Raw genomic sequence first — 20,115 nt, 5'->3', positions numbered from 1 at the left:
ATCTTTCTCATTTGCATCATCTCAATAACTTAATATATATTTATATATATAAAGTTATCGGTAAACCGATGTATTATAGGCCGCTACGAAAAAATGATGAATACGGTGGGGGTTTTTCAAAGCATTCAGAGGTCAGCCGTCTAAATCTCTCTCCTTTATTGAGTTCTATCTTACAGACAGACGTTAACTTCAGACCACTGACTAGTTACTATTGCCAAACATTTTATTGCATGGCTGGTTTTATTTTGTGGAAGAAAAATGGAAATGCCCGAAATGCGGTAGTAATAGCATGGTTGTAGTTTTGAGAGTTCCATGGTCTACAGACGGGCTTACACCGGAACAGTGTATATTCCTGGAATGCAGGGACTGCGGTTATGCAATGCCGCTCAGGAAATGAAAGTGGTTCCAAATACTATAAAAGCCTGCATTAAGCGGGCATTTTTATTAAAATGTTAACAAAATTGTGTAAAAGACAAACAAAATCATAATATTTAGACAAATTTTTGTGATTTAAGAAAAAAATATTTATAATGGTATACCTATTACCGTCTCAAGATGACTCTAGTAAGGAAAATATTAGAAAAACATCTTGTAGAGGGGAAGCTTGAGGCTGGTTCTGAAATTTCAATAAGAATAGATCAAACGCTGACACAGGATGCAACCGGAACCATGGCATGTCTGGAATTCGAGGCAATGGACATTCCAAGGGTAAAAACCGAGTTAAGCGTGAGTTATGTTGACCACAACACATTGCAGACAGATTTTAGAAACGCTGATGACCACCGCTATTTGCAGTCAATAGCAGCCCGTTATGGCCTGTACTTTTCACGTCCGGGGAATGGCATTTGCCACCAACTCCATCTCGAGAGATTTGCATGCCCCGGAAAGACATTGCTCGGGAGCGACAGCCATACTCCAACAGCAGGCGGGGTGGGCTCGCTGGCAATAGGTGCGGGAGGATTGAATGTTGCTGCTGCCATGGCGGGAGAAACGTTCACCCTAAAATGTCCAGAGGTAGTGGGTATCAGGCTCACTGGCAGGCTTCCTCCATGGGTGTCCGCAAAGGATGTAATCCTTGAGCTTTTGAGGAGAGTGGGCGTTAAAGGCGGCATGGGAAAGGTGTTCGAGTACTTTGGGCCTGGCGTAAAAACGCTGGGCATTCCAGAGAGAGCAACAATAACAAATATGGGTACCGAGACCGGTGCAACTACCAGCATTTTTCCAAGCGATGAAGTTACAAGGAAATGGTTTGAAGCTCAGGACAGACTAGAGCAGTGGGCACAACTTGAAGCAGATGATGAGGATTATGATGAAATAATCGAAATTAACTTAAGCGAGCTGGAGCCGATGGTGGCACTTCCCCACAGCCCTGGTAATGTTAAACCAGTGAAGGAAATAGCAGGCATGGAAGTGCAGCAAGTAGCGATCGGCTCGTGCACCAACTCTTCATTGAGAGACATGAAGACGGCAGCACAAACACTGAAGGGGCATACAGTGGCGCCAAATCTTGTATTGCTCATAAACCCCGGCTCCCGCCAGGTCGTCGGGCATCTTGTTGAAAGCGGCGAGTATAATTACCTGGTAAATGCTGGCGCACGCATAATCGAAAATGCATGCGGACCGTGTATAGGCATGGGTGGAGCTCCGCCTTCTGCCTCTGTCAGTGTCAGGACATATAACAGAAACTTCGAGGGGAGGAGCGGTACAAAAGATGCAGGCGTTTTTCTTGTGAGTCCAGAAACTGCGGCTGCTACAGCCGTAAAAGGCGTTTTGACTGACCCGAGGGACATGGGAATCTACCCGGACATAAAGCTTCCAGACAGGTTCATTGTAAACGATAACATGATAATCCCGCCGCTTCCACCTGAAGAGGCAGCCAGGATTGAAATCATAAGGGGGCCAAATATAAAGCCGCTTCCAGAATTTACGCCGCTGCCAGAAAAGTTTGAAGGAGAGGTGTTGATTAAAGTGGGGGATAACATCACTACAGACCATATTATGCCTGCTGGAGCTAAAATTTTACCACTTAGGAGCAACATACCAGAAATATCAAAATATGTATTTTCGATGGTAGACCCTGAGTTTTACAACAGGGCGATGGAGAAGAGAGGGGGCTTCATCATAGGGGGTGAAAACTATGGCCAGGGTTCGAGCAGGGAGCATGCTGCAATAGCCCCGAAATATCTTGGAATAAAGGCGGTCATAGCAAAATCATTTGCCAGAATTCACAGGGCAAATTTGATAAACTTTGGTATCGTGCCCTTGACGTTTGTAAATGCAGATGATTATGACAAAATAGATCAGGGGGATAAACTTGAAATATCGGTGGGTTTATTGGACAGTGAGATGCCGCTCAAAAATATCACGAAAGGGGAAGAGTATAGAGTAAAACATGATCTTGGGGGGAAGGAAAAGGAACTCATGGTGACAGGCGGCCTTCTCCCATGGATAAAAAAGAAGGTGGTTTAAAATGGCGGAAAGAGGAATCCGTGAATATGATGCAAAAAGGCTGATGGCAAAGACACTCCCAGAGTTTTCTGGAGGAAAAATCACATATGAAGCTAAGGCTGTCCTTATCGGGCCAGATACAAATATGGATAAACTGGCAGATGAAAACCCTTGGTTGAAAGAAGAAAAGCTTGTGGCCAAGCCTGACCAGCTTTTTGGAAAGAGGGGCAAAAATAACCTCCTGTATGTGGGCAAGACCTGGGATGAGGTAAAGGCCTGGATCAAGGAAAGGATGAACAAGGAGGTTACCATAACCCAGACTACAGGGAAGACTACAGGTGTGCTGGCACACTTCCTTATAGAGAAATTTGTCCCTCACGAGGAAGAGTATTACGTGGCGATAACTACACACAGGGATAAGGATACGATACACTTCTCTACGAAGGGTGGTGTGGATATAGAAGAGGTATGGGACACTGTTGTGACATTGGACGTTCCCATACTTTCCACCATCGAGGATGTAGATGTGGAAGGCTTTCTCCCAGATGAACTTGGTGACAAAAAGAAGAAAGTAGCAGATTTTATCACAGCACTGTACAAGTTTTTGGTGGATTACCATTTCACCTATCTGGAACTCAATCCCTTTACTTTCGTGGGAGATGAAGTGGTTCCACTTGATGCGGTAGCAAAGTTGGATGACTATGCCTCATACCAGTGTGCCGAGAAATGGGGTAAGATCGAGTTCCCACCATCCTTTGGATTGCAGGAGACTGAGGAAGAGAAGTACGTCAGTGAATTGGATGAAAGAACCGGTGCATCCCTGAAACTCACCGTCTTGAATCCCAAGGGCAGGGTATGGAATCTGGTAGCAGGGGGTGGAGCGAGCGTGATATATGCAGATACAGTGGTCGACCTGGGTTATGCCAATGAACTTGCAAATTATGGCGAGTACAGTGGCAATCCGACCAGGGAGCTGACGTATGATTATACCAAGACCATCCTGAATCTTATGACAAAGGAGAAGGATCCTGAAGGCAGACCGAAGTTCCTGATAATAGGGGGAGGTATAGCCAACTTTACTGATGTTGCTAAGACATTTACCGGCATCATTGATGCGATTGAAGAGTATGCAGATAAACTCAGGGAAACTAATGTTAAGATATATGTAAGAAGAGGCGGCCCGAACTACAAGGAGGGCCTGGATAAGATGAGAAAGATGGGCAAGCGACTTGGACTGCCGGTCGAGGTATATGGTCCGGAAACTCATATGACAAAGATAGTTTCCATGGCTTTGGAGGGTGAATAGATGAAGAAAATGGAAGAGTATGAGTTGTTTGATAGGAATACAAAAGCTTTTATATTCGGAACGCAGCAGAGGGCGGCCCAGAGAATGCTGGATTTTGATTATCTGTGCCAGCGTGACGAACCCAGTGTGGTAGCATTTATCACCCCAACTGGAAGCGGTTATTACAAACTATTCTGGGGAACAAAGGAGATTCGGATACCCAGGTACAGGTCGATTGCAGAGGCCGTGAAGGCACATCCCGAAGCAGATGTCATAGTGAATTTTGCCTCCGAGCGATCAAGTGCAGAGACCACAATGGAAGCGCTCGAGACAGATACTATCCGTACCATCATCATGATAGCAGAGGGTGTACCTCAATGTGATACAAGAAAAATCGCAGCTTTAGCGAAGAAGAAAAACAAGTGGATCATCGGGCCTGCAACAGTAGGCGGCATCAAACCAGGGGCTTTCAAGGTTGGAAATGCTGCAGGCACCGTAGAAAACATCATAAACACGAAGCTTTATCGTCCCGGGTCTGTGGGGTTTGTGTCTGTATCTGGCGGGCTCTCAAACGAGGGATACAACATCTGCCACCTGAACACGGACGGCATATACGAGGGGTATGCTGTTGGAGGGGATGTTTACCCGGCGACCACACTCATTGATCATCTCCTGAGATACGAAAAGAATCCGCATATTAAAATGATGGTCTGTCTGGGTGAAGTTGGGGGCATGGATGAGTATGAGGTGGCAGAGGCCGTAAAATCCGGCAAAATCACCAAGCCAATAGTGATGTGGACTACAGGTACATGCGCCAGGATGCTTCCCGGCCAGGTGCAATTCGGTCATGCAGGTGCAAAGGCAGATACTGAAGAAGCCACGGCGGAAGCGAAGAACAGGGCATTGAAAGAAGCAGGCGTGATCGTTCCGGATTCCTTTGACGATTTCGGCGATAAGATAAGGGGAACATTCGAAAAATTGAAGGCAGAAGGGAAGATTGAGCCGGTGGAGGAACCTGCGGTGCCCCACATACCGATGGACTATAGCCAGGCAGTGGCAGAAGGTATTGTCAGGAAACCCACCAATTTTATCAGTACAATCTGTGATGAGACCGGAGAGATACACAACTACTGTGGGATTCCCATTGACGAGGTCATAAAAGAAGGATATGGTATAGGCGGTGTCATAGGTCTGCTGTGGTTCAAGAAAGACATTCCCCAGTATGCCAGGGATTTCATAGAACTGGTGCTCCAGATTGTTGCAGACCACGGCCCGGCGGTCTCAGGGGCCCACAACACCATTGTTACGGCAAGGGCTGGCAAGGGTCTCATAGAGTCCATAATCAGTGGCATAGTTACCATTGGCCCGAGGTTCGGTGGTGCAGTTAACGGTGCTGCAGAGCACTTTACGTGGGGACTGGAGAATAACATGGCACCTCGTGAATTTGTCGATGCCATGAAAGCGAAAAACGTCCGAATACAGGGCATAGGTCACAGAATTCACAGCGTTGAAAATCCTGATGCCAGGGTGGAGATAATGATTGACTTTGCGCGAAAACATTTCCCGAAAACTACACTGCTGGATTATGCGCTGGCTGTCCAGGATGTTACCACTATGAAAAAGAATACGCTTATACTCAATGTAGACGGATGTATAGGTGTGCTGTGCGTGGACCTGCTCAAGAGCCTGGGCTACTCGGATAGCGAGATCAAGGAAATGATAGACATGGGTTTATTTAATGCCCTGTTTATCCTCGGTCGCACTATAGGTTTTATGGGCCATTACTTCGATCAGAAGAGGCTCAAGACTCCCCTGTACAGGCATCCGTGGGACGATATTCTCTATGATGTTCCCAAGAGGCCTGAGAAAGTGGAAAATAAATGAGGTGAATAATGTATGAAAAGGAGATAGAAAAGGCAAAAGAGCATTTCGGGAAGATAGTGGAGGAGCAACTTGAAAGAGTAGACAGGCTGAAGAAAGAGGATGAGTGGATAGATTACTCCAAGCTTAAGCCGATAATAATAGGCATTGTCGGCGGGGACGGCATAGGCCCTTACATAAGCAGGGAAGCCAGGAGGGTTATGGAATTTTTGCTCAAAGACGAGGTAGAAAACGGCAAGGTTGAGTTAAGGGACATAGAAGGACTGACAATAGAAAACAGGGCAAAAGTTATGAAAGCGATACCTGATGATGTCCTGGAAGAGATAAAGAAATGCCATGTTATATTGAAGGGGCCGACGACAACACCCAAGAAGGGAGATAAATGGCCCAATATAGAGAGCGCGAATGTTGCCATGAGAAGAGCGCTGGACCTTTTCGCCAATGTCAGACCTGTTAAAGTGGCATCGGAAGGGATTGACTGGATTTTCTTCAGGGAAAATACCGAAGGTGCATACGTGCTTGGAAGGAAGGGAATAGACGTGACAGACGATCTGGCAATAGATTTTAAGGTTATAACCACTCCCGGAGCTGAAAGAATAGTACGTCTTGCATTCGATTATGCAAAGAAAAATGAGATTAACAAAGTTACGGTTGTAACGAAAGCAAACGTGGTAAAAACCACCGACGGCAAGTTTCTAGATATGGCGGAGAAGGTGGCCAGGGATTACCCTGAAGTCGAGTGGGACGACTGGTTTATTGACATCATGGCTGCAAAGCTGATAGACCCTGCAAGAAGAACGCAGTTCAGAGTCGTGGTACTTCCAAATCTCTATGGCGACATAATAACAGATGAGGCTGCACAGATTCAGGGGGGCGTCGGCACCGCAGGAAGCGCGAACATAGGCAAGAGATATGCGATGTTCGAGGCAATACACGGCTCGGCACCGAGAATGGTTGAAGAGGGAAGGGCTAAATACGCCGACCCAACCAGTCTCATAAAGGCAGCTGCCATGCTCCTGCAGCATATCGGATTCCAGGAAAAAGCCAGAAAACTTGACATGGCACTGGACATATGCTGCCGGTACGAGAAAAAGATTGCATGTACTGGCAGGGAAGGTGGAGCGACCGGAGCAGAATTTGCCGACTACTTGATGGAAACAATGCAAAGCCATGATTTGGAAAACAAATGGCAGGCTTACCAGTGATTTGTAATATTCTGTGGGCAACATGGAAAAAAGAAATATTGTGGCTATGCCTGGTGACGGAATCGGGAAAATCGTTTTTTCAGAGGCACTTAGAGTTCTTGATGCAGTTGGGTTTAAAGCGAACTACATAAACGCGGATATTGGGTGGGGATGCTGGGTTAAAGAAGGAAACCCGCTACCCCCGAGGACAATTGAGCTTCTTGAAAAACACAGGATAGGACTTTTCGGTTCTATCACATCAAAACCAAGGGACCAGGCTGCCAGGGAATTATCGCCGCATCTTCAGGGAAAAGGCTACGTGTATTACAGCCCCATAGTCGGTCTCAGGCAGCATTTCAACCTGGATATATGCATAAGGCCGTGCAGGTCGTTCAAAGGCAATCCCTTGAATTTTATCAGGAGAAAAGGAAACGGTTTTGAGGAACCCTCTGTTGATGTTGTCGTGTTCAGACAGAATACCGAAGGATTGTATTCCGGTGTTGAATGGACAAACCCCCCTGAAAATGTGAGGGGCGCATTGGAAACCCATCCAAAAATGAAAAGATTCAAAGAAATTCCCGGGAAAGATCTTGCCATTTCAACAAGGATTTTCACAAGACCTGCATGCAGGAGAATCATTAAGGAAGCATTTCTCTATGCAAAAAAGTTCAAATACAAAAGCGTGACAATATGCGAGAAACCAAATGTGATAAGGGAAACCTCGGGTATGATGGTGGAGGAGGCAAGGAAAATCGCTACCGATTTCCCGGGCATACCTCTCAGGTTCACGAACATAGATGCGCAGATGATGTGGCTTACAAAGAATCCTGAGGACTACGGTATTATTGTTGCCGGCAATATGTTTGGAGACATAGTCTCTGATGGTTTCGCAGGTCTTGTTGGCGGACTGGGTTTTGCCTGCTCTGCAAACATCGGGGAAAACTGTGCAATATTTGAGCCAACACATGGTTCAGCACCAAAATATGTGGACATGAAACCGTCGATTGTGAATCCAATAGCCATGATTCTGAGTTCCTGCATGATGCTTGAATATATGGAGGAAATGGAAAAAGCGGAGAAGATAAAAAAAGCAATTGCAGAGGTTATAGAGGAAGGGAAGACCAGGACTTATGATATGCTGAGACTGCAAGGGAGTGAAAAGGTTTTGGACATGGGTGCGGCCAGTACAGAAGAGATGACAGATGCGATAATTTCAAAACTGTAACGGTGGTTTGGTATGATAGGGAAAAAGGACATCGAAGAATTGTTTGGGTCATTGCTGTCCCGGATTTCAGACAACGAACTAAGAAGCAGTGTTGTGGATGTATGGGTTAAAGCATGCAAAAGAGGGGGATGGGAAACAGTGGAGGAGTTAAAAAATATTCCTTTTACATTGCTCACAGATTCCAGAGGAATCGACCTTATTGAGCATACCATTGTGGTCACTTGGGGCGCATTGGCTCTGGGCAAAGCACAAACAGAAAATTATGCCGAAATTCCATATAAGATCAATTTTGATAGGCTGATTGCAGGAGGTCTTCTCCATGATGTCGGCAAACTTCTTGAAATAACATCTGACGGTAAGGGCAACTACAGGAAAAGCAGGGCCGGGCAATGTGCACGTCATCCTATTTCCGGTGCAATACTCGCAGCAGAGTCAGGTCTTTCAGATGAAATCGTGAATATTATTGCATGCCATGCTAAAGAAGGTGAAGGCAGACCACAGGTCATAGAAACAGTACTTATACATCAGGCTGATTTCAGTACCTTTAATCCTCTTGTAATGCTTCAGAAAAATCAGCTCATCCTAGAGGAGTAAGATGGGAAAAACAATTATTGAAAAAATCATTGGGAAACACTGCAATCATCCGGTATCCCCGGGCGATATTGTGGATATGGGCATTGATGCACGCATTGCACGTGATTTCGGAGGGGCAAACGTTGTGAAAAATCTCAGGGAAAACAATCTTGGCATTGATGACCCAGCTAAGACATTTTTCACTTTTGACTGCAACCCAACAGGCTCTGATCAAAAATATGCTGAAAACCAGCAGATTTGCAGAATGTTTGCCAGGGGACACAATATCAAAGTATACGATATTAATCAGGGTATTGGTACACATGTATCCATAGACAAAGGGCTGATATCACCTGGCGGAACATTGATTTCTACGGACTCGCATGCAAACATAGTAGGGGCGGTGGGTGCTTTTGGTCAGGGAATGGGTGATGTTGATATTGCACATGCATTTGCATTTGGAAAAGTCTGGTTTAAGGTTCCGCCTACAGCTAAAATAGTTCTGAGTGAAATGCCCAATAAAAACGCAACATCTAAGGATATTGCCCTTAAAATTCTAAGGGAGTTGGGTGCAAACGGGCTTTTGGGTTATGCATCAGAAATTTATGGGGATGTTGTGAATAATTTAGGTCTTTCAGATCGAATAACCATTTCTTCCATGGCAACGGAGATGGGGGGCATCATATTGCTTTTCCCACCAAATCAGGAAGTAATAAATTATTGTAAACATGTAAAAGGTAAAGAGGTTGAGCCTGTTTATGCTGACTCTGATGCAGAATATGAAAAGACAGTGGAGATTGACATAAACAATATAGGGCCTATGATATCACGTCCCGGTCACCCTGAGGATGCTGTTCCAGTATCAGAGGTAAATGAAACAAAGATAGACTCCTGCTTCATAGGCTCCTGCACAAACGGGCGTTTTGAGGACATGGCTGCTGCAGCAAAAATTCTGAAAAACAAAAAGGTTGCACCTGGTGTAGTCCTGAAGATTGTTCCCTCTACCTATGCTGTATGGAAAAAATGTCTTGATGAAGGAATCATTGATATTTTCACAAAGGCAGGGGCGTTAATTGGTAACCCGGGCTGTGCAGGCTGTGCCGCAGGGCAGATCGGTCAGAACGGTCCTGGTGAAGTTACAGTAAGTACTGGGAACAGGAATTTTCCCGGGAAGCAGGGAAAAGGAGATGTTTATCTTGCGTCACCTGAGACAGTAGCATCATCAGCAGTTGCAGGTGTTATCACAACCAAGGATAATATTCCATCAAAACCTGTTGTTTTTAAAACTACTCCAGCAAAAAATATAACCCTCAAAAAAATTGAGGAAAGAAAGGAAACCTCAATGGGTGTGAAAGGGGTTGCATGGGTGATAAAAAAGGACAATGTTGATACAGACATGATATTCCACAACAAATATCTTTCGATAACAGATATAAAACAGATGGGGAAGCATACATTTGAGAATCTTGAGGGGTGGACAGATTTTCCGGAGAATGTGAAAGAAGGTGATATCGTTGTTGCTGGGAAAAACTTTGGATGCGGCAGTTCACGTCAGCAGGCGGTTGAATGTTTCAGAAGTCTTGGCATCTCTGTTATAATTGCCGAGTCATTCGGTTCAATCTACGAAAGAAATGCTATTAACTCAGGTATGCCAGTAATGACAATGGAAAACGCTTCTTCCATCATCAGAAACAGGGATGAGATTATGGTGGATTTCTCAATAGGAAAGATAAAAAATCTTTCAAAAAATGAGGAATACAAGACAACTCCTTTCTCAGAGATTCAGATGAGAATCTATCAAAGGGGAGGTATTCTGAAAAGGTGAATAGTTATGGGGAAAACATTTGCTGAAAAAATCTTAGCTAGAAAGGCAGGGGCTGTTAAGGGTGTTGTGCCGGGGCAAATTGTCACTGTTAAGCCAGATCATCTTTTAACACATGATAATACAGCGGCGATTATTGGAAAAATATCGGATGAACTCGACAAATACGGTGTTATCAACCCTGACTTATCTGTTATTGTTCTTGACCATGTGATTCCTGCGGCAAACGAGAAAACAGCAAACAACCATAAAAAGATACGAACATTCGTGAAAAAACATAAAATAAAAAATTTTTTTGATGTAGGTACGGGGGTATGCCATCAAATTATTTTAGAAAAAGGGTTTGCTGTTCCTGGAAGCCTGATACTTGGGAGTGATTCCCATACATGCTCATACGGTGCTGTTAATGTATTCTCAACGGGTATAGACAGAACTGAAGCCGCTTCAATCATGCTTACGGGTGAAACATGGCTTAAGGTGCCGGAAACAATCAAGATAACAATCGAAGGGAAATTAAAACCCTTTGTTTCGGCAAAGGATGTCATACTTTATATCATAGGCGATATTGGTTCCTCGGGTGCAAATTATTGCTCTGTTGAATTTCATGGAAATGTGAGCCAGTTTTCTATTGCAGATCGGTTTACCATTGCTAACATGGGTGTGGAAGCAGGCGCAAAAAACACTGTTTTCCAGGTTGATGATGTTACTGTTGAATATCTGAAAAAAACAGGCATAAAGGATTATACTCCCGTATGGGCTGATCCTGATGCCTCATATATTAAGGAGTTCACATATAATCTTTCAACAATCCCGCCGATGATTGCCTGCCCCCACAATGTGGACAATGTCAAACCTGTCTCAGAACTTGCCGGCGTTGAAATAGATCAATATCTGATCGGAACATGCACAAATGGCAGGGAAAACGATTTTAGAATCGCGGCTGAAATTTTGAAGGGAAAAAAGATTTCACCAGATGTTAGGCTACTTATACTTCCTGCGTCAAAAACTGTTTTTGAAAAAGCGCTTAAAAACGGTACTATTGAAATCCTGAGCAGGGCAGGTGGAATTATACTTCCGCCAGGATGCGGGCCCTGCCTTGGTGCGCATCAGGGTGCGATGGCGCCAGGTGAAAAATGCCTAAGTACGGCAAACAGAAACTTCAAAGGAAGAATGGGTTGCAAACAGTCTGAGATATATCTTGCCAGTCCTGCTACTGTTGCAGCATCAGCCATTCATGGTAAAATCACTGATCCGAGGGAGGTGATGAAATGAAGGTATGGAAATATGGTGACAACATAAATACTGATATGCTTTTTCCAGGAAAATATACATATACCTGTTCCACGCCCGAGGAAATCAAACCTCATCTTTTAGAGGATCTGGACCCATCATTTCCGGAGAATGTGAAAGAAGGTGATATTGTTGTTGCTGGGAAAAACTTTGGATGCGGCAGTTCAAGGGAGCAGCCTGTTCTTGGTTTAAAATATGTTGGCGTCGAAGCGATAGTGGCTGAGAGTTTTGCAAGAATATTTTACAGGGCAGCAATTAACCAGGGTCTTGTTCTTATAGAATGTCCGGAAGCGGTGAAAGCATACTCGGAAGGCGATACTATTGCATTGAACATCGAAAAAGGAAGTATCATGATTGGAGAAAAAACGTTCTCGTTTCCGGTACTGCCAAAAGAAATACTTGCTATCAGGGATGCAGGTGGTTTATTGGCGTATACAAGATTAAAACTAAAAAAATTAAAAAGATTTAAATCCAAAACAATATATCCTTAGGAGGTAAAAATGGTTCAATTGCATGAACAAGTTCTCAGGGATGCGCATCAATCGTTGATTGCCACAAGGCTTAGAACTGAAGATATGCTGCCGATATGCCCCGTTATGGATCAGATCGGGTATTTTTCAATGGAAGTATGGGGTGGTGCCACCTTCGATGTCTGCATAAGATACCTGAACGAAGACCCGTGGGAAAGATTAAAAAAGTTGAAAGAGGCTTTGCCCAACACGCCTTTGCAAATGCTGGAGAGGGCAATGAATATAGTTGCCTACAAAAATTTTCCGGATGATGTGGTCGAAAAATTTATTTATCATGCCAAAAAAGACGGAATCGATTATTTCAGGATATTTGATGCGTTGAACGACCTGAGAAACTTAGAAAAGCCGATTAAATATGTCAAGGAAGTTGGTGGTCATGCTCAAGGCTCTCTGAGCTATACGGTAAGCCCTGTCCATACTGTCGAGCGTTACATTGAGGATTTTAAAAAACTGGAATCCATGGGCTGTGATTCTTTATGCATTAAAGACATGGCGGGTTTGGTAACGCCCAAAAAAGCATATGGCTTTATAAAAGGGGCAAAAGAAGCCGGGATAAAAATACCCATAGATTTGCATACTCACTGCACATCGGGCATGTTCGGTATGTCATATATGAGAGCATGCGAGGCGGGCGTTGATATACTGGATACTTCAATTTCTCCATTTTCAGGAGGTACGGCACAGCCCCCAACCGAATCAGTTGTTGCCGCATTAAGAGAAACAGAATATGACACGGGATATAATTTAAACCTGCTCATGGAGGCAAGAAAATATTTTCTTGAAGTGTGGGATAAGTACAGTTACTTTCATAAAATAACGGCATTGAGAACGGATCCTTCTGTAACTGCCCATCAAATACCCGGCGGAATGCTCTCAAATTTATTGTTTCAACTGGAACAACAGGGGGCAGGTGGTAAATACGATGAAGTTTTAGCAGAAATCCCAAGGGTAAGAAAAGATTTTGGTTTTCCCCCATTGGTTACTCCTACCTCTCAGATAGTTGGCATCCAGGCCGTAATGAATGTCCTTTTTGGGAGGTATAAAAAAATACCAAGGGAAACAAAGGACTATGTTAAAGGAATGTACGGCAAGCCACCGGGAGAGATATTGGAAGAAATTTATAAGATAATACTCGGTCCCAACTGGAAAGATGATGTAATAGAATGCAGGCCGTCTGACTTGCTTGAGCCGACGTTCGACAAAAGAAAGAAAGAATTGGAAGAAATGGGTTTGTTGAAGAAGCCGGAGGATGTTTTGACATATGCCATATACCCTCAAGTAGGCCTGAAATTTTTGAAGGGAGAAATAAAAGCAGAGCGATTGCCAAGCGTGTCTGAATCTGTTGTAAAAAGACCCGTTTTTCCTGCCCCTTATACAATAGATATAGACGGGGTTAGGTACAATGTTAATGTAAAATCCGATTATTTGATAGAGGTAAACGGAATTTTGCATAATGTCGAAATAATTGGGGAAGAGAAGACAACAAAGGAGATGGAAACCAGGGGAAAAGGAGATGGTAAAGAAATAGAAATAACATCTCCAATGCTTGGAGTCATAATTAAAATAAATGTGAGAAGTGGTGATAAAGTTAAAAAGGGAGATGTAATAGCTGTCCTGGAAGCGATGAAAATGGAAAACGATGTTTTATCTCCTGCGGACGGAGTCGTAAAATCAGTAAATGTTTCTGAAGGAAAGGATGTTGAAGCAGGAAATTTAATCGCGGTGATACAGACATGAATGCGGTGGAAGTTTTTATTGTAGGAATAACAATAGTTTTTTTAACCCTGAGTATTCTTGCCGTCGTTACCTTCATCATCGGAAAAATTTTATCATTCAGGCAAAAAAAAGATGACGGGGGGATTGCTGCAATAGCTGCAAAACTTCATACAGAGGGGAAATTATAATGTTTTTTGAAACGGGTTTTGAGTATATAACGCTGAAGCAGGTTGCTATGATAATCATAGGCATACTTCTATTATATCTTGCAATTTATAAAAAAATGGAGCCGCTGCTTCTCGGTCCGATCGGTTTCTCAGCAATTCTTGCAAATTTATCTTTTCCTGGCGTTACGGGCCCCTCGGAATTGATGCATTTCATTTATGTGCATCTGATAAGTACGGAGATAGTGCCTTTATTTATATTTCTTGGAATCGGGGCAATGACCGACTTTACACCTTTAATAGCAAATCCGAAGACTTTTTTATTAGGGGCGGCGGCCCAGATAGGCATATATTGTGCCATGTTTTCTGCCATCATCTTAGGCTTTGGCCTGACAGAGGCTGCTGCAATAGGGATAATAGGGGGTGCAGACGGCCCTACGACAATTTATACTGCAACAAAGCTCGCCCCGAATATACTTGCGCCTGTTGCCGTAGCAGCATATTCATACATGGCTCTTGTTCCCATGATTCAGCCACCCGTGATAAAGGCTTTGACGACAAAAAAACAGAGAACGATAAAGATGGAGAATTTGAGGGAAGTTAAGCCACTGGAAAAAATTATTTTTCCGATAGCGGTGACGGTGGTCGTTGGCCTGCTCGTTCCGTCTGCCCTTCCATTGATAGGAATGCTCATGTTTGGAAATTTGTTGAAAGTTTCCGGTGTAACGGAGAGGCTTTCAAAATCTGCTCAAAATGAAATAATCAATGCGGCCACTGTGGCACTTGGATTGGGTATAGGTTATATGATGACTGCCGATAAATTCCTGAATATAGAAACAGTAAAAATATTGTTTCTGGGCATCATTGCGTTTGTAACCGCAACCGCTGGAGGAGTAGCCCTTGGCCAGTTGTTTTATAAGATTTCAGGAGGAAAAATAAATCCCATGATAGGGGCTGCCGGTGTATCTGCTGTGCCGATGAGCGCGCGGGTCGTTCAGAGAATAGCAAGGGAGGAAGACCCGGATAACTTTCTTTTAATGCATGCAATGGGACCGAACGTAGCCGGCGTGATAGGGTCGGCTGTAGCCGCTGGGGTGTTTATAGGATTGTTGGGGTGAGTGTATGAAAGAAATTTTTATAAAAAAGGGAGAGGCAAAATTTATAAAGAGTGTGGATGAAAAAACCTTCAAGATGCTTGTGAAGTCAAGTCAAATGCAGGCCATTACAGCAGAAATGGAAGGTGGTGCTATATCAGAATTTTACAGGCATGATGGCGAGGAATTGCATATTGTTTTGAAGGGAAAAATAGAATACCAGGTCGGAGAGAATTCGTACGAGATGGAAGAGGGAGACGTGCTGTGGCACAGCTCGAATTTGCCGCATAGGGCAAAGAACATAGGAAAAGAAAAAGCAATCTATCTGACTGTCGGAGTGCCGCCAACGTTCATGTAAAATGGTCAAGATATGCCGTTATGGTAAAGTTGATTCCACGCAGAATGTTGCGAAAGAATTGATTGAGGAAGGTGAAGAAGAAGGACTTGTGGTTATAGCGGATGAACAGAGCAAAGGGAAAGGAAGGCTGGGAAGGAAATGGATTTCCCCCTCTGATGGATTATATTTTTCAGTCGTTGTAAAAAAACAAGGTGCTTTACCTTTAATTTCTGCCGTTGCAGTTGCAAAAACACTGGAGGAATTTGGCTTACGTGCGAGAATAAAATGGCCTAATGATGTCCTGGTTAAAAACAAAAAAATAGCGGGCATAATTATAGAATTGTTCCGCAACTATGCAATTATTGGAATCGGGGTAAATATGGATACCGTGCCGCTAAAAACCTCGACAGCAATCAAAGAACAGACGGGGAAAAGCATTTCCAAAGATATCCTGTTAAAAAGAATACTAAAGAATTTTGAAGTAGAAGACGCTTTTTGCGAATATAAAAGGCTATCCGATACGATAGGACGGTTTGTCAGGATAGAAATGATGGACGGCTTCGTTGAAGGCACGGCAATAGATATCGACGAGCATGGAAGGTTAATGCTCAAAAGCGAGGGAAAAATAAGGAAAATAACGAGTGGTGATTGCATTCACTTGAGATAGGTGGCTCTGATTTTGTCTATGCTTATCACTTTTCTGGCATTATTATGAAAGTTGCCAGAGATGCCCCAAACGCCTTGATCGTGTCAAGGGCGATGAATGGAACGACCGCCATCATCATGGTTTCGTACATGCTGGTGTGCATTACAAGGGAAAATTGCAATGAGCCAAATGCATAGATAATTCCTACCCCAAGAAGCATTGGAATGAATGCATAGGGCAACCTTTTTATTTTCATCTTTTCATTAACCCACCCCACTGCCATTGAAGCAAAAATAAATCCGATGATGTATCCGCCTGTTACGCCAAATAAGGCAGATGGAGAAGTAAACCATGGAACGCCAAGTAACCCAAAACCTGCATAGACGGCCTGGCTCAGCCCTCCATAATATTTTCCGAGTACAACGCCGCTGAGCAATACAAAAAATACCTGCAGGGTGAGTGGAACGGGAGTAAATGGGAGATAAATTCTTATCATTGCCCCGACGCCTGTTAAACATGCAAAAAGGAAAGCCATGGAAAGCTTGCAAACAAAGCCCGCCTCATTGATTCTCTTAAAGAGATGATATCTTTTTGTTTTGTAAACTTCAACGAAAGACATGCTTTTGCTTAAAGAAGTTGGGTATATAATGGTTGCTATTTCCAACATCGGATTTTTAAAAAATTAGCCGATACTGATATCTCAGTCTCCACGCCCGACAGGGCAATCTGGACGTCATTAAGTTGAACAATGTATGGCATTCATCAAAACGGGCATTGAGGGATTACATGAAAAACGTGAGAGTGTAACGTTTTGCGGATAAAAGAAGTTTTGCCGAAGGCTTTCGCAGGACTCATTCGTGCAATTTTCGATATAATAAATCGTGAGGAAAGTAAGGGGTTTCAAAACAACCTTGAGAAATCATCATAAACCTCTCTCCTATGTCCAATAAATAGTATTATTACCCGATTATTATTGTGATCTATTTCATAAACTGCACGATAATCCCCTATTCTCAATCGCCAGAAATCCGAGTACTTCAGTTTCTCTCCTTTTTCTGGGTTGGAATTCAGGGCGTGAAGCTTTTTTCTTATTCTATTTTTTAGCTCACCTTCAATACTCTCAAGGAAGGCATTGGCTCTCGGATGAAGTAATACCTGATAACCCATCCCCATCTACTCCAATAAAACCAAGTTTTCAGGATGTTCCTTAGCTTCTCTACTTCTCTCGGTCAATAATTTATAAAATTCTCGAGTTTTTTCCCGTCCTTCATATTGACTCAAAACAATCCTTATCGCATCGCTCCGACTTTTAAACCTTCCCTCTTCAATCCATTCGTCTACCTTCTCAAGCAAATTCTCCGGGATTCTCACCTGCACCTGAGCCATAGCATCACGTAAACACATATGTTTACATGCTATTTAATCCTTTTGACCTTTTGCAATCCAGCACATGAAAAACGAAAACATAAATAGGCAGGGGATAACGTTTCCAGCATATACGACGTTGCGACCGAAGGGAGCAATGTCCCGAAGGGCAAAGTCCGAATGATTTTGAGTTTTCGAGGGCTCGCAAAATGTTATATATTCGGCACGGCGAAATCATGTTTTTCTAATCCCGCAATATCTTTTGATTGGACATTCTTCACATTTGGGATTTTGTGCTCTGCAAATCTGTCTTCCGAATTCTATTAATATCAAATGAGTCTTCATTCTCTGGTTGGGTGGTACCTCTGCTTCGAGTTTTGCCCTCAAACTTTCGTAATCATCCTTGTTGTCAGTTATTCCCAATCTTTTTATTATCCTAAAAATGTGAACATCGACCGGTAAAACTTGTTCTCCCTTAATTGCTATTAAAAATACATCAGCGGTTTTTGGTCCAATCCCCTTTATTGATATCAGTTTTCTCTTGGCTTTAGCATAGGGAAGATTCAATATTTTATCTAACTTGCCACCGTATTTTTCAACTAAATATTCGGCGATGTTTTTAATTCTCGGAGCTTTCATACGATACAAACCAGCGGGCTTAATAACTTCCTCTATTTCTTTTATATTTGCCTTTGTTACATCTTCAATACCACTAAACCTCTTGCCAAATCTTTCGGTGGCAGTTTTCACATTTTTCCAATATGTTCGCTGAGACAAGATTATACTAACCAAGGTCTCAAAAGGGGTATATTTTCCCCACCACTCGTTGATTTTGTATTTCTCTGATAGAATTTTCACTATTCTTTGAAGCTTTGTTTCCATGTTCTATCTCTTGGCCGCACTTGCTTTACAAATGTATCTCATCTTACATTGTGTGCATCCCCTTTTCCTCCCAAACTGGTTCACAACCATTATCGCCAGGAAATCAGCCAGACAGATTCCGCCAGATATTAAAAATTCTCTGTGCAGAAACATCGCGAGTGGAATGGCGATGATTGGGACGACCGTCAATAAGCCCCAAGTTAAACCGGCTAATTTCATTCCAAGTTCGTAATTACCTGATTTCTCTTTGAATAAACACGAACTCAATTTTCCCCAGCCAGAACCACACCATTTGTTGTAATAATAACAGTGTGTGCACAGGTGTTTTCTTAAAATGAGCCCCAACATAACGAAAGCAAACAAAAGATAGATAATAGAAAGTATTGGCAATCCCACAAGTTTCAATGCAGACATACCGTAAGCGGCGAATCCAAACCAGAGTAATAGCAACACATTTGTTAAAATCACTGTTGCCTTTGGATAATTTTCCATGCCCTTTTCGTATAGTTTTTGTTTTTCCATATTTCACGCCTCCTTTCTATTTTCCATATTATAAGCACAAATTAAATAATAAATTATCCAGCCCTTGAACTTACCCCATCTTTCTGTGAATTTTCTAACGACATCTCCGGATTGAAGTCTCCTATCAAAGTAGAAGTGTGAAACCGCCTTTCTGGCTCCGAGGTCGTCGGGAACGCAGAGATTCATTCTTCCCAATGTCGTTATCAATATCAATTCGGCGCTCCACATACCAATTCCTTTAAATTTCATCAATTCTTCGATTGCTTCATTATTATTCATCTCTCTGATTTTCTCCAAATCATATCCATTGGCGACTTTCAATGCGAGTTCTTTAATGTATTTGGCTTTCTGATGGGATAATTTACACCTCCTCAATTCAGTTTCATTGGCATTTGCCAATACTTGTGGTGAAGGAAAATCGTAATATCCCTCTCCGTTAATTTCTACTTTCTCTCCAAATCTCCTGACCAATGCCCCAGTCATCACATAGGCAACCCGTAAAGAAATCTGTTGTTGAATTATTACTCTGATCGCTCCTTCAAATATACTCTCCCCGATTCCCGGCGGTCTTAGACCGTAAAGTTTGCTTTCTATTCCAAGGAGTATCTTATCTTTGTCCATAAAATTATATAATTCTTTGAGATCGTCCTTTAATCTAAAAATATCCGTGATTTTATTCGATATATCCTTCTTCTCTTTCGTATTAAGTTTGGAGAATACGTTGACCCTCAATTTTGGCTTTTCTACCGTGCCATCAGAAGTAACCGTTATTGGAACTAACCTATCTCCAATTTTGAAAGCCCGTCTCCAGATGCCATCTTTATAAATCTCTGGCTGCGGCTCCCTAGAGGAATAATAAAATTTCCATTGTAAATCAAAATCATATGGTGCGGTTGGTACGAGTTCAAATGAAGTTTTTTCCATAACAATCACTTAGATTGAGTTTATTTAATAATTTTTTCATAAGCCGTGCCAGATCAAGATTTGAAAATAGCGAGCCCTCGAAAATTACGCCTAACGTTTTGCGGATAAAAGAAGTTGCCGAAGGCAATTCTGGGAAAACGGAGTGAGCCTTTTATCCGCTGTTATATGAAGTTGCGAGTCTATCACTTTAATTTCCTTATACCTTTAAAAATATTCCACATAGGAAC

Annotated in this window: 21 protein-coding genes; 15 read left to right on the top strand and 6 right to left on the bottom strand. The window is 42.9% G+C overall.

What is annotated here, in order from left to right; translation table 11 throughout:
• Positions 1-247: 247 nt before the first annotated feature.
• The 15 genes from U9O96_07605 (at position 248) to U9O96_07535 (ending at position 16,216) form a co-directional block, all read left to right on the top strand.
• The gene (locus U9O96_07605) at positions 248-397 is read left to right on the top strand and encodes a hypothetical protein (protein ID MEA2054949.1); all 150 of its coding nucleotides are present in this window, start codon (positions 248-250) and stop codon (positions 395-397) included.
• Positions 398-555: 158 nt separating this feature from the next.
• A complete protein-coding gene (locus U9O96_07600) occupies positions 556-2,469 on the top strand; it encodes an aconitate hydratase (GenBank protein MEA2054948.1) in 1,914 nt (637 codons plus the stop codon).
• A gap of 1 nt (position 2,470) precedes the next feature.
• Positions 2,471-3,754 (top strand): ATP citrate lyase citrate-binding domain-containing protein, encoded by a 1,284-nt coding sequence (locus U9O96_07595; GenBank protein MEA2054947.1) that lies wholly within the window; start codon positions 2,471-2,473, stop codon positions 3,752-3,754.
• On the top strand, positions 3,755-5,617 hold the full coding sequence (locus tag U9O96_07590) for a citrate/2-methylcitrate synthase (GenBank protein ID MEA2054946.1): 1,863 nt from the start codon (positions 3,755-3,757) through the stop codon (positions 5,615-5,617).
• 8 nt (positions 5,618-5,625) lie between these two features.
• Positions 5,626-6,819 carry an isocitrate/isopropylmalate family dehydrogenase gene (locus U9O96_07585; GenBank protein MEA2054945.1) on the top strand — a complete coding sequence of 398 codons (1,194 nt, stop codon included), beginning with the start codon at positions 5,626-5,628 and terminating at the stop codon, positions 6,817-6,819.
• 22 nt (positions 6,820-6,841) lie between these two features.
• A complete protein-coding gene (locus tag U9O96_07580; GenBank protein ID MEA2054944.1) occupies positions 6,842-8,023 on the top strand; it encodes an isocitrate/isopropylmalate family dehydrogenase in 1,182 nt (393 codons plus the stop codon).
• Between the two features lie 12 nt (positions 8,024-8,035).
• Positions 8,036-8,617, top strand: a complete 582-nt coding sequence (locus tag U9O96_07575; GenBank protein ID MEA2054943.1) for an HDIG domain-containing protein — start codon at positions 8,036-8,038, stop codon at positions 8,615-8,617.
• 1 nt (position 8,618) lies between these two features.
• On the top strand, positions 8,619-10,421 hold the full coding sequence (locus tag U9O96_07570) for an aconitase/3-isopropylmalate dehydratase large subunit family protein (GenBank protein ID MEA2054942.1): 1,803 nt from the start codon (positions 8,619-8,621) through the stop codon (positions 10,419-10,421).
• A gap of 6 nt (positions 10,422-10,427) precedes the next feature.
• Positions 10,428-11,690: a 3-isopropylmalate dehydratase large subunit gene (locus U9O96_07565; protein MEA2054941.1), complete on the top strand. Its 1,263-nt coding sequence runs from the start codon at positions 10,428-10,430 to the stop codon at positions 11,688-11,690.
• Positions 11,687-12,199, top strand: a complete 513-nt coding sequence (locus U9O96_07560) for a 3-isopropylmalate dehydratase (protein ID MEA2054940.1) — start codon at positions 11,687-11,689, stop codon at positions 12,197-12,199. Before U9O96_07565 ends, U9O96_07560 begins: the two co-directional genes overlap by 4 nt.
• 9 nt (positions 12,200-12,208) lie before the next feature.
• Entirely contained in the window at positions 12,209-13,975 is a 1,767-nt protein-coding gene (locus tag U9O96_07555; protein ID MEA2054939.1) for a pyruvate/oxaloacetate carboxyltransferase, read from the top strand.
• Complete coding sequence (locus U9O96_07550) at positions 13,972-14,142, top strand: OadG family transporter subunit (protein ID MEA2054938.1); 171 nt, start codon at positions 13,972-13,974, stop codon at positions 14,140-14,142. Before U9O96_07555 ends, U9O96_07550 begins: the two co-directional genes overlap by 4 nt.
• Positions 14,142-15,236: a sodium ion-translocating decarboxylase subunit beta gene (locus tag U9O96_07545; GenBank protein ID MEA2054937.1), complete on the top strand. Its 1,095-nt coding sequence runs from the start codon at positions 14,142-14,144 to the stop codon at positions 15,234-15,236. The genes U9O96_07550 and U9O96_07545 overlap by 1 nt, the downstream gene beginning before the upstream one ends.
• A 4-nt stretch (positions 15,237-15,240) precedes the next feature.
• Entirely contained in the window at positions 15,241-15,570 is a 330-nt protein-coding gene (locus U9O96_07540; GenBank protein MEA2054936.1) for a cupin domain-containing protein, read from the top strand.
• A gap of 1 nt (position 15,571) precedes the next feature.
• Entirely contained in the window at positions 15,572-16,216 is a 645-nt protein-coding gene (locus U9O96_07535; protein MEA2054935.1) for a biotin--[acetyl-CoA-carboxylase] ligase, read from the top strand.
• Positions 16,217-16,241: 25 nt separating this feature from the next.
• Here the strand turns inward: U9O96_07535 and U9O96_07530 are convergent, their stop codons facing one another.
• The 6 genes from U9O96_07530 to U9O96_07505 all read right to left on the bottom strand — a co-directional run bounded on the left by U9O96_07530 (position 16,242) and on the right by U9O96_07505 (position 19,888).
• Positions 16,242-16,814 (bottom strand): biotin transporter BioY, encoded by a 573-nt coding sequence (locus tag U9O96_07530; GenBank protein MEA2054934.1) that lies wholly within the window; start codon positions 16,812-16,814, stop codon positions 16,242-16,244.
• A gap of 281 nt (positions 16,815-17,095) precedes the next feature.
• Entirely contained in the window at positions 17,096-17,362 is a 267-nt protein-coding gene (locus U9O96_07525; protein MEA2054933.1) for a type II toxin-antitoxin system RelE/ParE family toxin, read from the bottom strand.
• Between the two features lie 6 nt (positions 17,363-17,368).
• The gene (locus U9O96_07520; GenBank protein MEA2054932.1) at positions 17,369-17,581 is read right to left on the bottom strand and encodes a ribbon-helix-helix domain-containing protein; all 213 of its coding nucleotides are present in this window, start codon (positions 17,579-17,581) and stop codon (positions 17,369-17,371) included.
• Positions 17,582-17,794: 213 nt separating this feature from the next.
• The gene (gene nth, locus U9O96_07515) at positions 17,795-18,442 is read right to left on the bottom strand and encodes an endonuclease III (GenBank protein ID MEA2054931.1); all 648 of its coding nucleotides are present in this window, start codon (positions 18,440-18,442) and stop codon (positions 17,795-17,797) included.
• Positions 18,443-18,445: 3 nt separating this feature from the next.
• Positions 18,446-18,964: a hypothetical protein gene (locus U9O96_07510; GenBank protein ID MEA2054930.1), complete on the bottom strand. Its 519-nt coding sequence runs from the start codon at positions 18,962-18,964 to the stop codon at positions 18,446-18,448.
• Positions 18,965-18,967: 3 nt separating this feature from the next.
• Positions 18,968-19,888 carry a DNA-3-methyladenine glycosylase gene (locus tag U9O96_07505; protein MEA2054929.1) on the bottom strand — a complete coding sequence of 307 codons (921 nt, stop codon included), beginning with the start codon at positions 19,886-19,888 and terminating at the stop codon, positions 18,968-18,970.
• Positions 19,889-20,115: the final 227 nt, after the last annotated feature.

This window comes from Candidatus Thermoplasmatota archaeon, from assembly GCA_034660695.1.
GTDB lineage: Archaea > Thermoplasmatota > E2 > UBA202 > DSCA01 > JAYEJS01.
Note: the sequence above shows the minus strand (reverse complement) of the source record. Positions and strands in the feature narration are given on the sequence as shown.

Coding starts and splice junctions, on each gene's coding strand:
- U9O96_07600 (MEA2054948.1), top strand. CDS start 556: ATGACTCTAGTAAGGAAAATATTAGAAAAACATCTTGTAGAGGGGAAG.
- U9O96_07595 (MEA2054947.1), top strand. CDS start 2,471: ATGGCGGAAAGAGGAATCCGTGAATATGATGCAAAAAGGCTGATGGCA.
- U9O96_07590 (MEA2054946.1), top strand. CDS start 3,755: ATGAAGAAAATGGAAGAGTATGAGTTGTTTGATAGGAATACAAAAGCT.
- U9O96_07585 (MEA2054945.1), top strand. CDS start 5,626: ATGTATGAAAAGGAGATAGAAAAGGCAAAAGAGCATTTCGGGAAGATA.
- U9O96_07580 (MEA2054944.1), top strand. CDS start 6,842: ATGGAAAAAAGAAATATTGTGGCTATGCCTGGTGACGGAATCGGGAAA.
- U9O96_07575 (MEA2054943.1), top strand. CDS start 8,036: ATGATAGGGAAAAAGGACATCGAAGAATTGTTTGGGTCATTGCTGTCC.
- U9O96_07570 (MEA2054942.1), top strand. CDS start 8,619: ATGGGAAAAACAATTATTGAAAAAATCATTGGGAAACACTGCAATCAT.
- U9O96_07565 (MEA2054941.1), top strand. CDS start 10,428: ATGGGGAAAACATTTGCTGAAAAAATCTTAGCTAGAAAGGCAGGGGCT.
- U9O96_07560 (MEA2054940.1), top strand. CDS start 11,687: ATGAAGGTATGGAAATATGGTGACAACATAAATACTGATATGCTTTTT.
- U9O96_07555 (MEA2054939.1), top strand. CDS start 12,209: ATGGTTCAATTGCATGAACAAGTTCTCAGGGATGCGCATCAATCGTTG.
- U9O96_07550 (MEA2054938.1), top strand. CDS start 13,972: ATGAATGCGGTGGAAGTTTTTATTGTAGGAATAACAATAGTTTTTTTA.
- U9O96_07545 (MEA2054937.1), top strand. CDS start 14,142: ATGTTTTTTGAAACGGGTTTTGAGTATATAACGCTGAAGCAGGTTGCT.
- U9O96_07540 (MEA2054936.1), top strand. CDS start 15,241: ATGAAAGAAATTTTTATAAAAAAGGGAGAGGCAAAATTTATAAAGAGT.
- U9O96_07535 (MEA2054935.1), top strand. CDS start 15,572: ATGGTCAAGATATGCCGTTATGGTAAAGTTGATTCCACGCAGAATGTT.
- U9O96_07530 (MEA2054934.1), bottom strand. CDS start 16,814: ATGTCTTTCGTTGAAGTTTACAAAACAAAAAGATATCATCTCTTTAAG.
- U9O96_07525 (MEA2054933.1), bottom strand. CDS start 17,362: ATGGGTTATCAGGTATTACTTCATCCGAGAGCCAATGCCTTCCTTGAG.
- U9O96_07520 (MEA2054932.1), bottom strand. CDS start 17,581: ATGGCTCAGGTGCAGGTGAGAATCCCGGAGAATTTGCTTGAGAAGGTA.
- nth (MEA2054931.1), bottom strand. CDS start 18,442: ATGGAAACAAAGCTTCAAAGAATAGTGAAAATTCTATCAGAGAAATAC.
- U9O96_07510 (MEA2054930.1), bottom strand. CDS start 18,964: ATGGAAAAACAAAAACTATACGAAAAGGGCATGGAAAATTATCCAAAG.
- U9O96_07505 (MEA2054929.1), bottom strand. CDS start 19,888: ATGGAAAAAACTTCATTTGAACTCGTACCAACCGCACCATATGATTTT.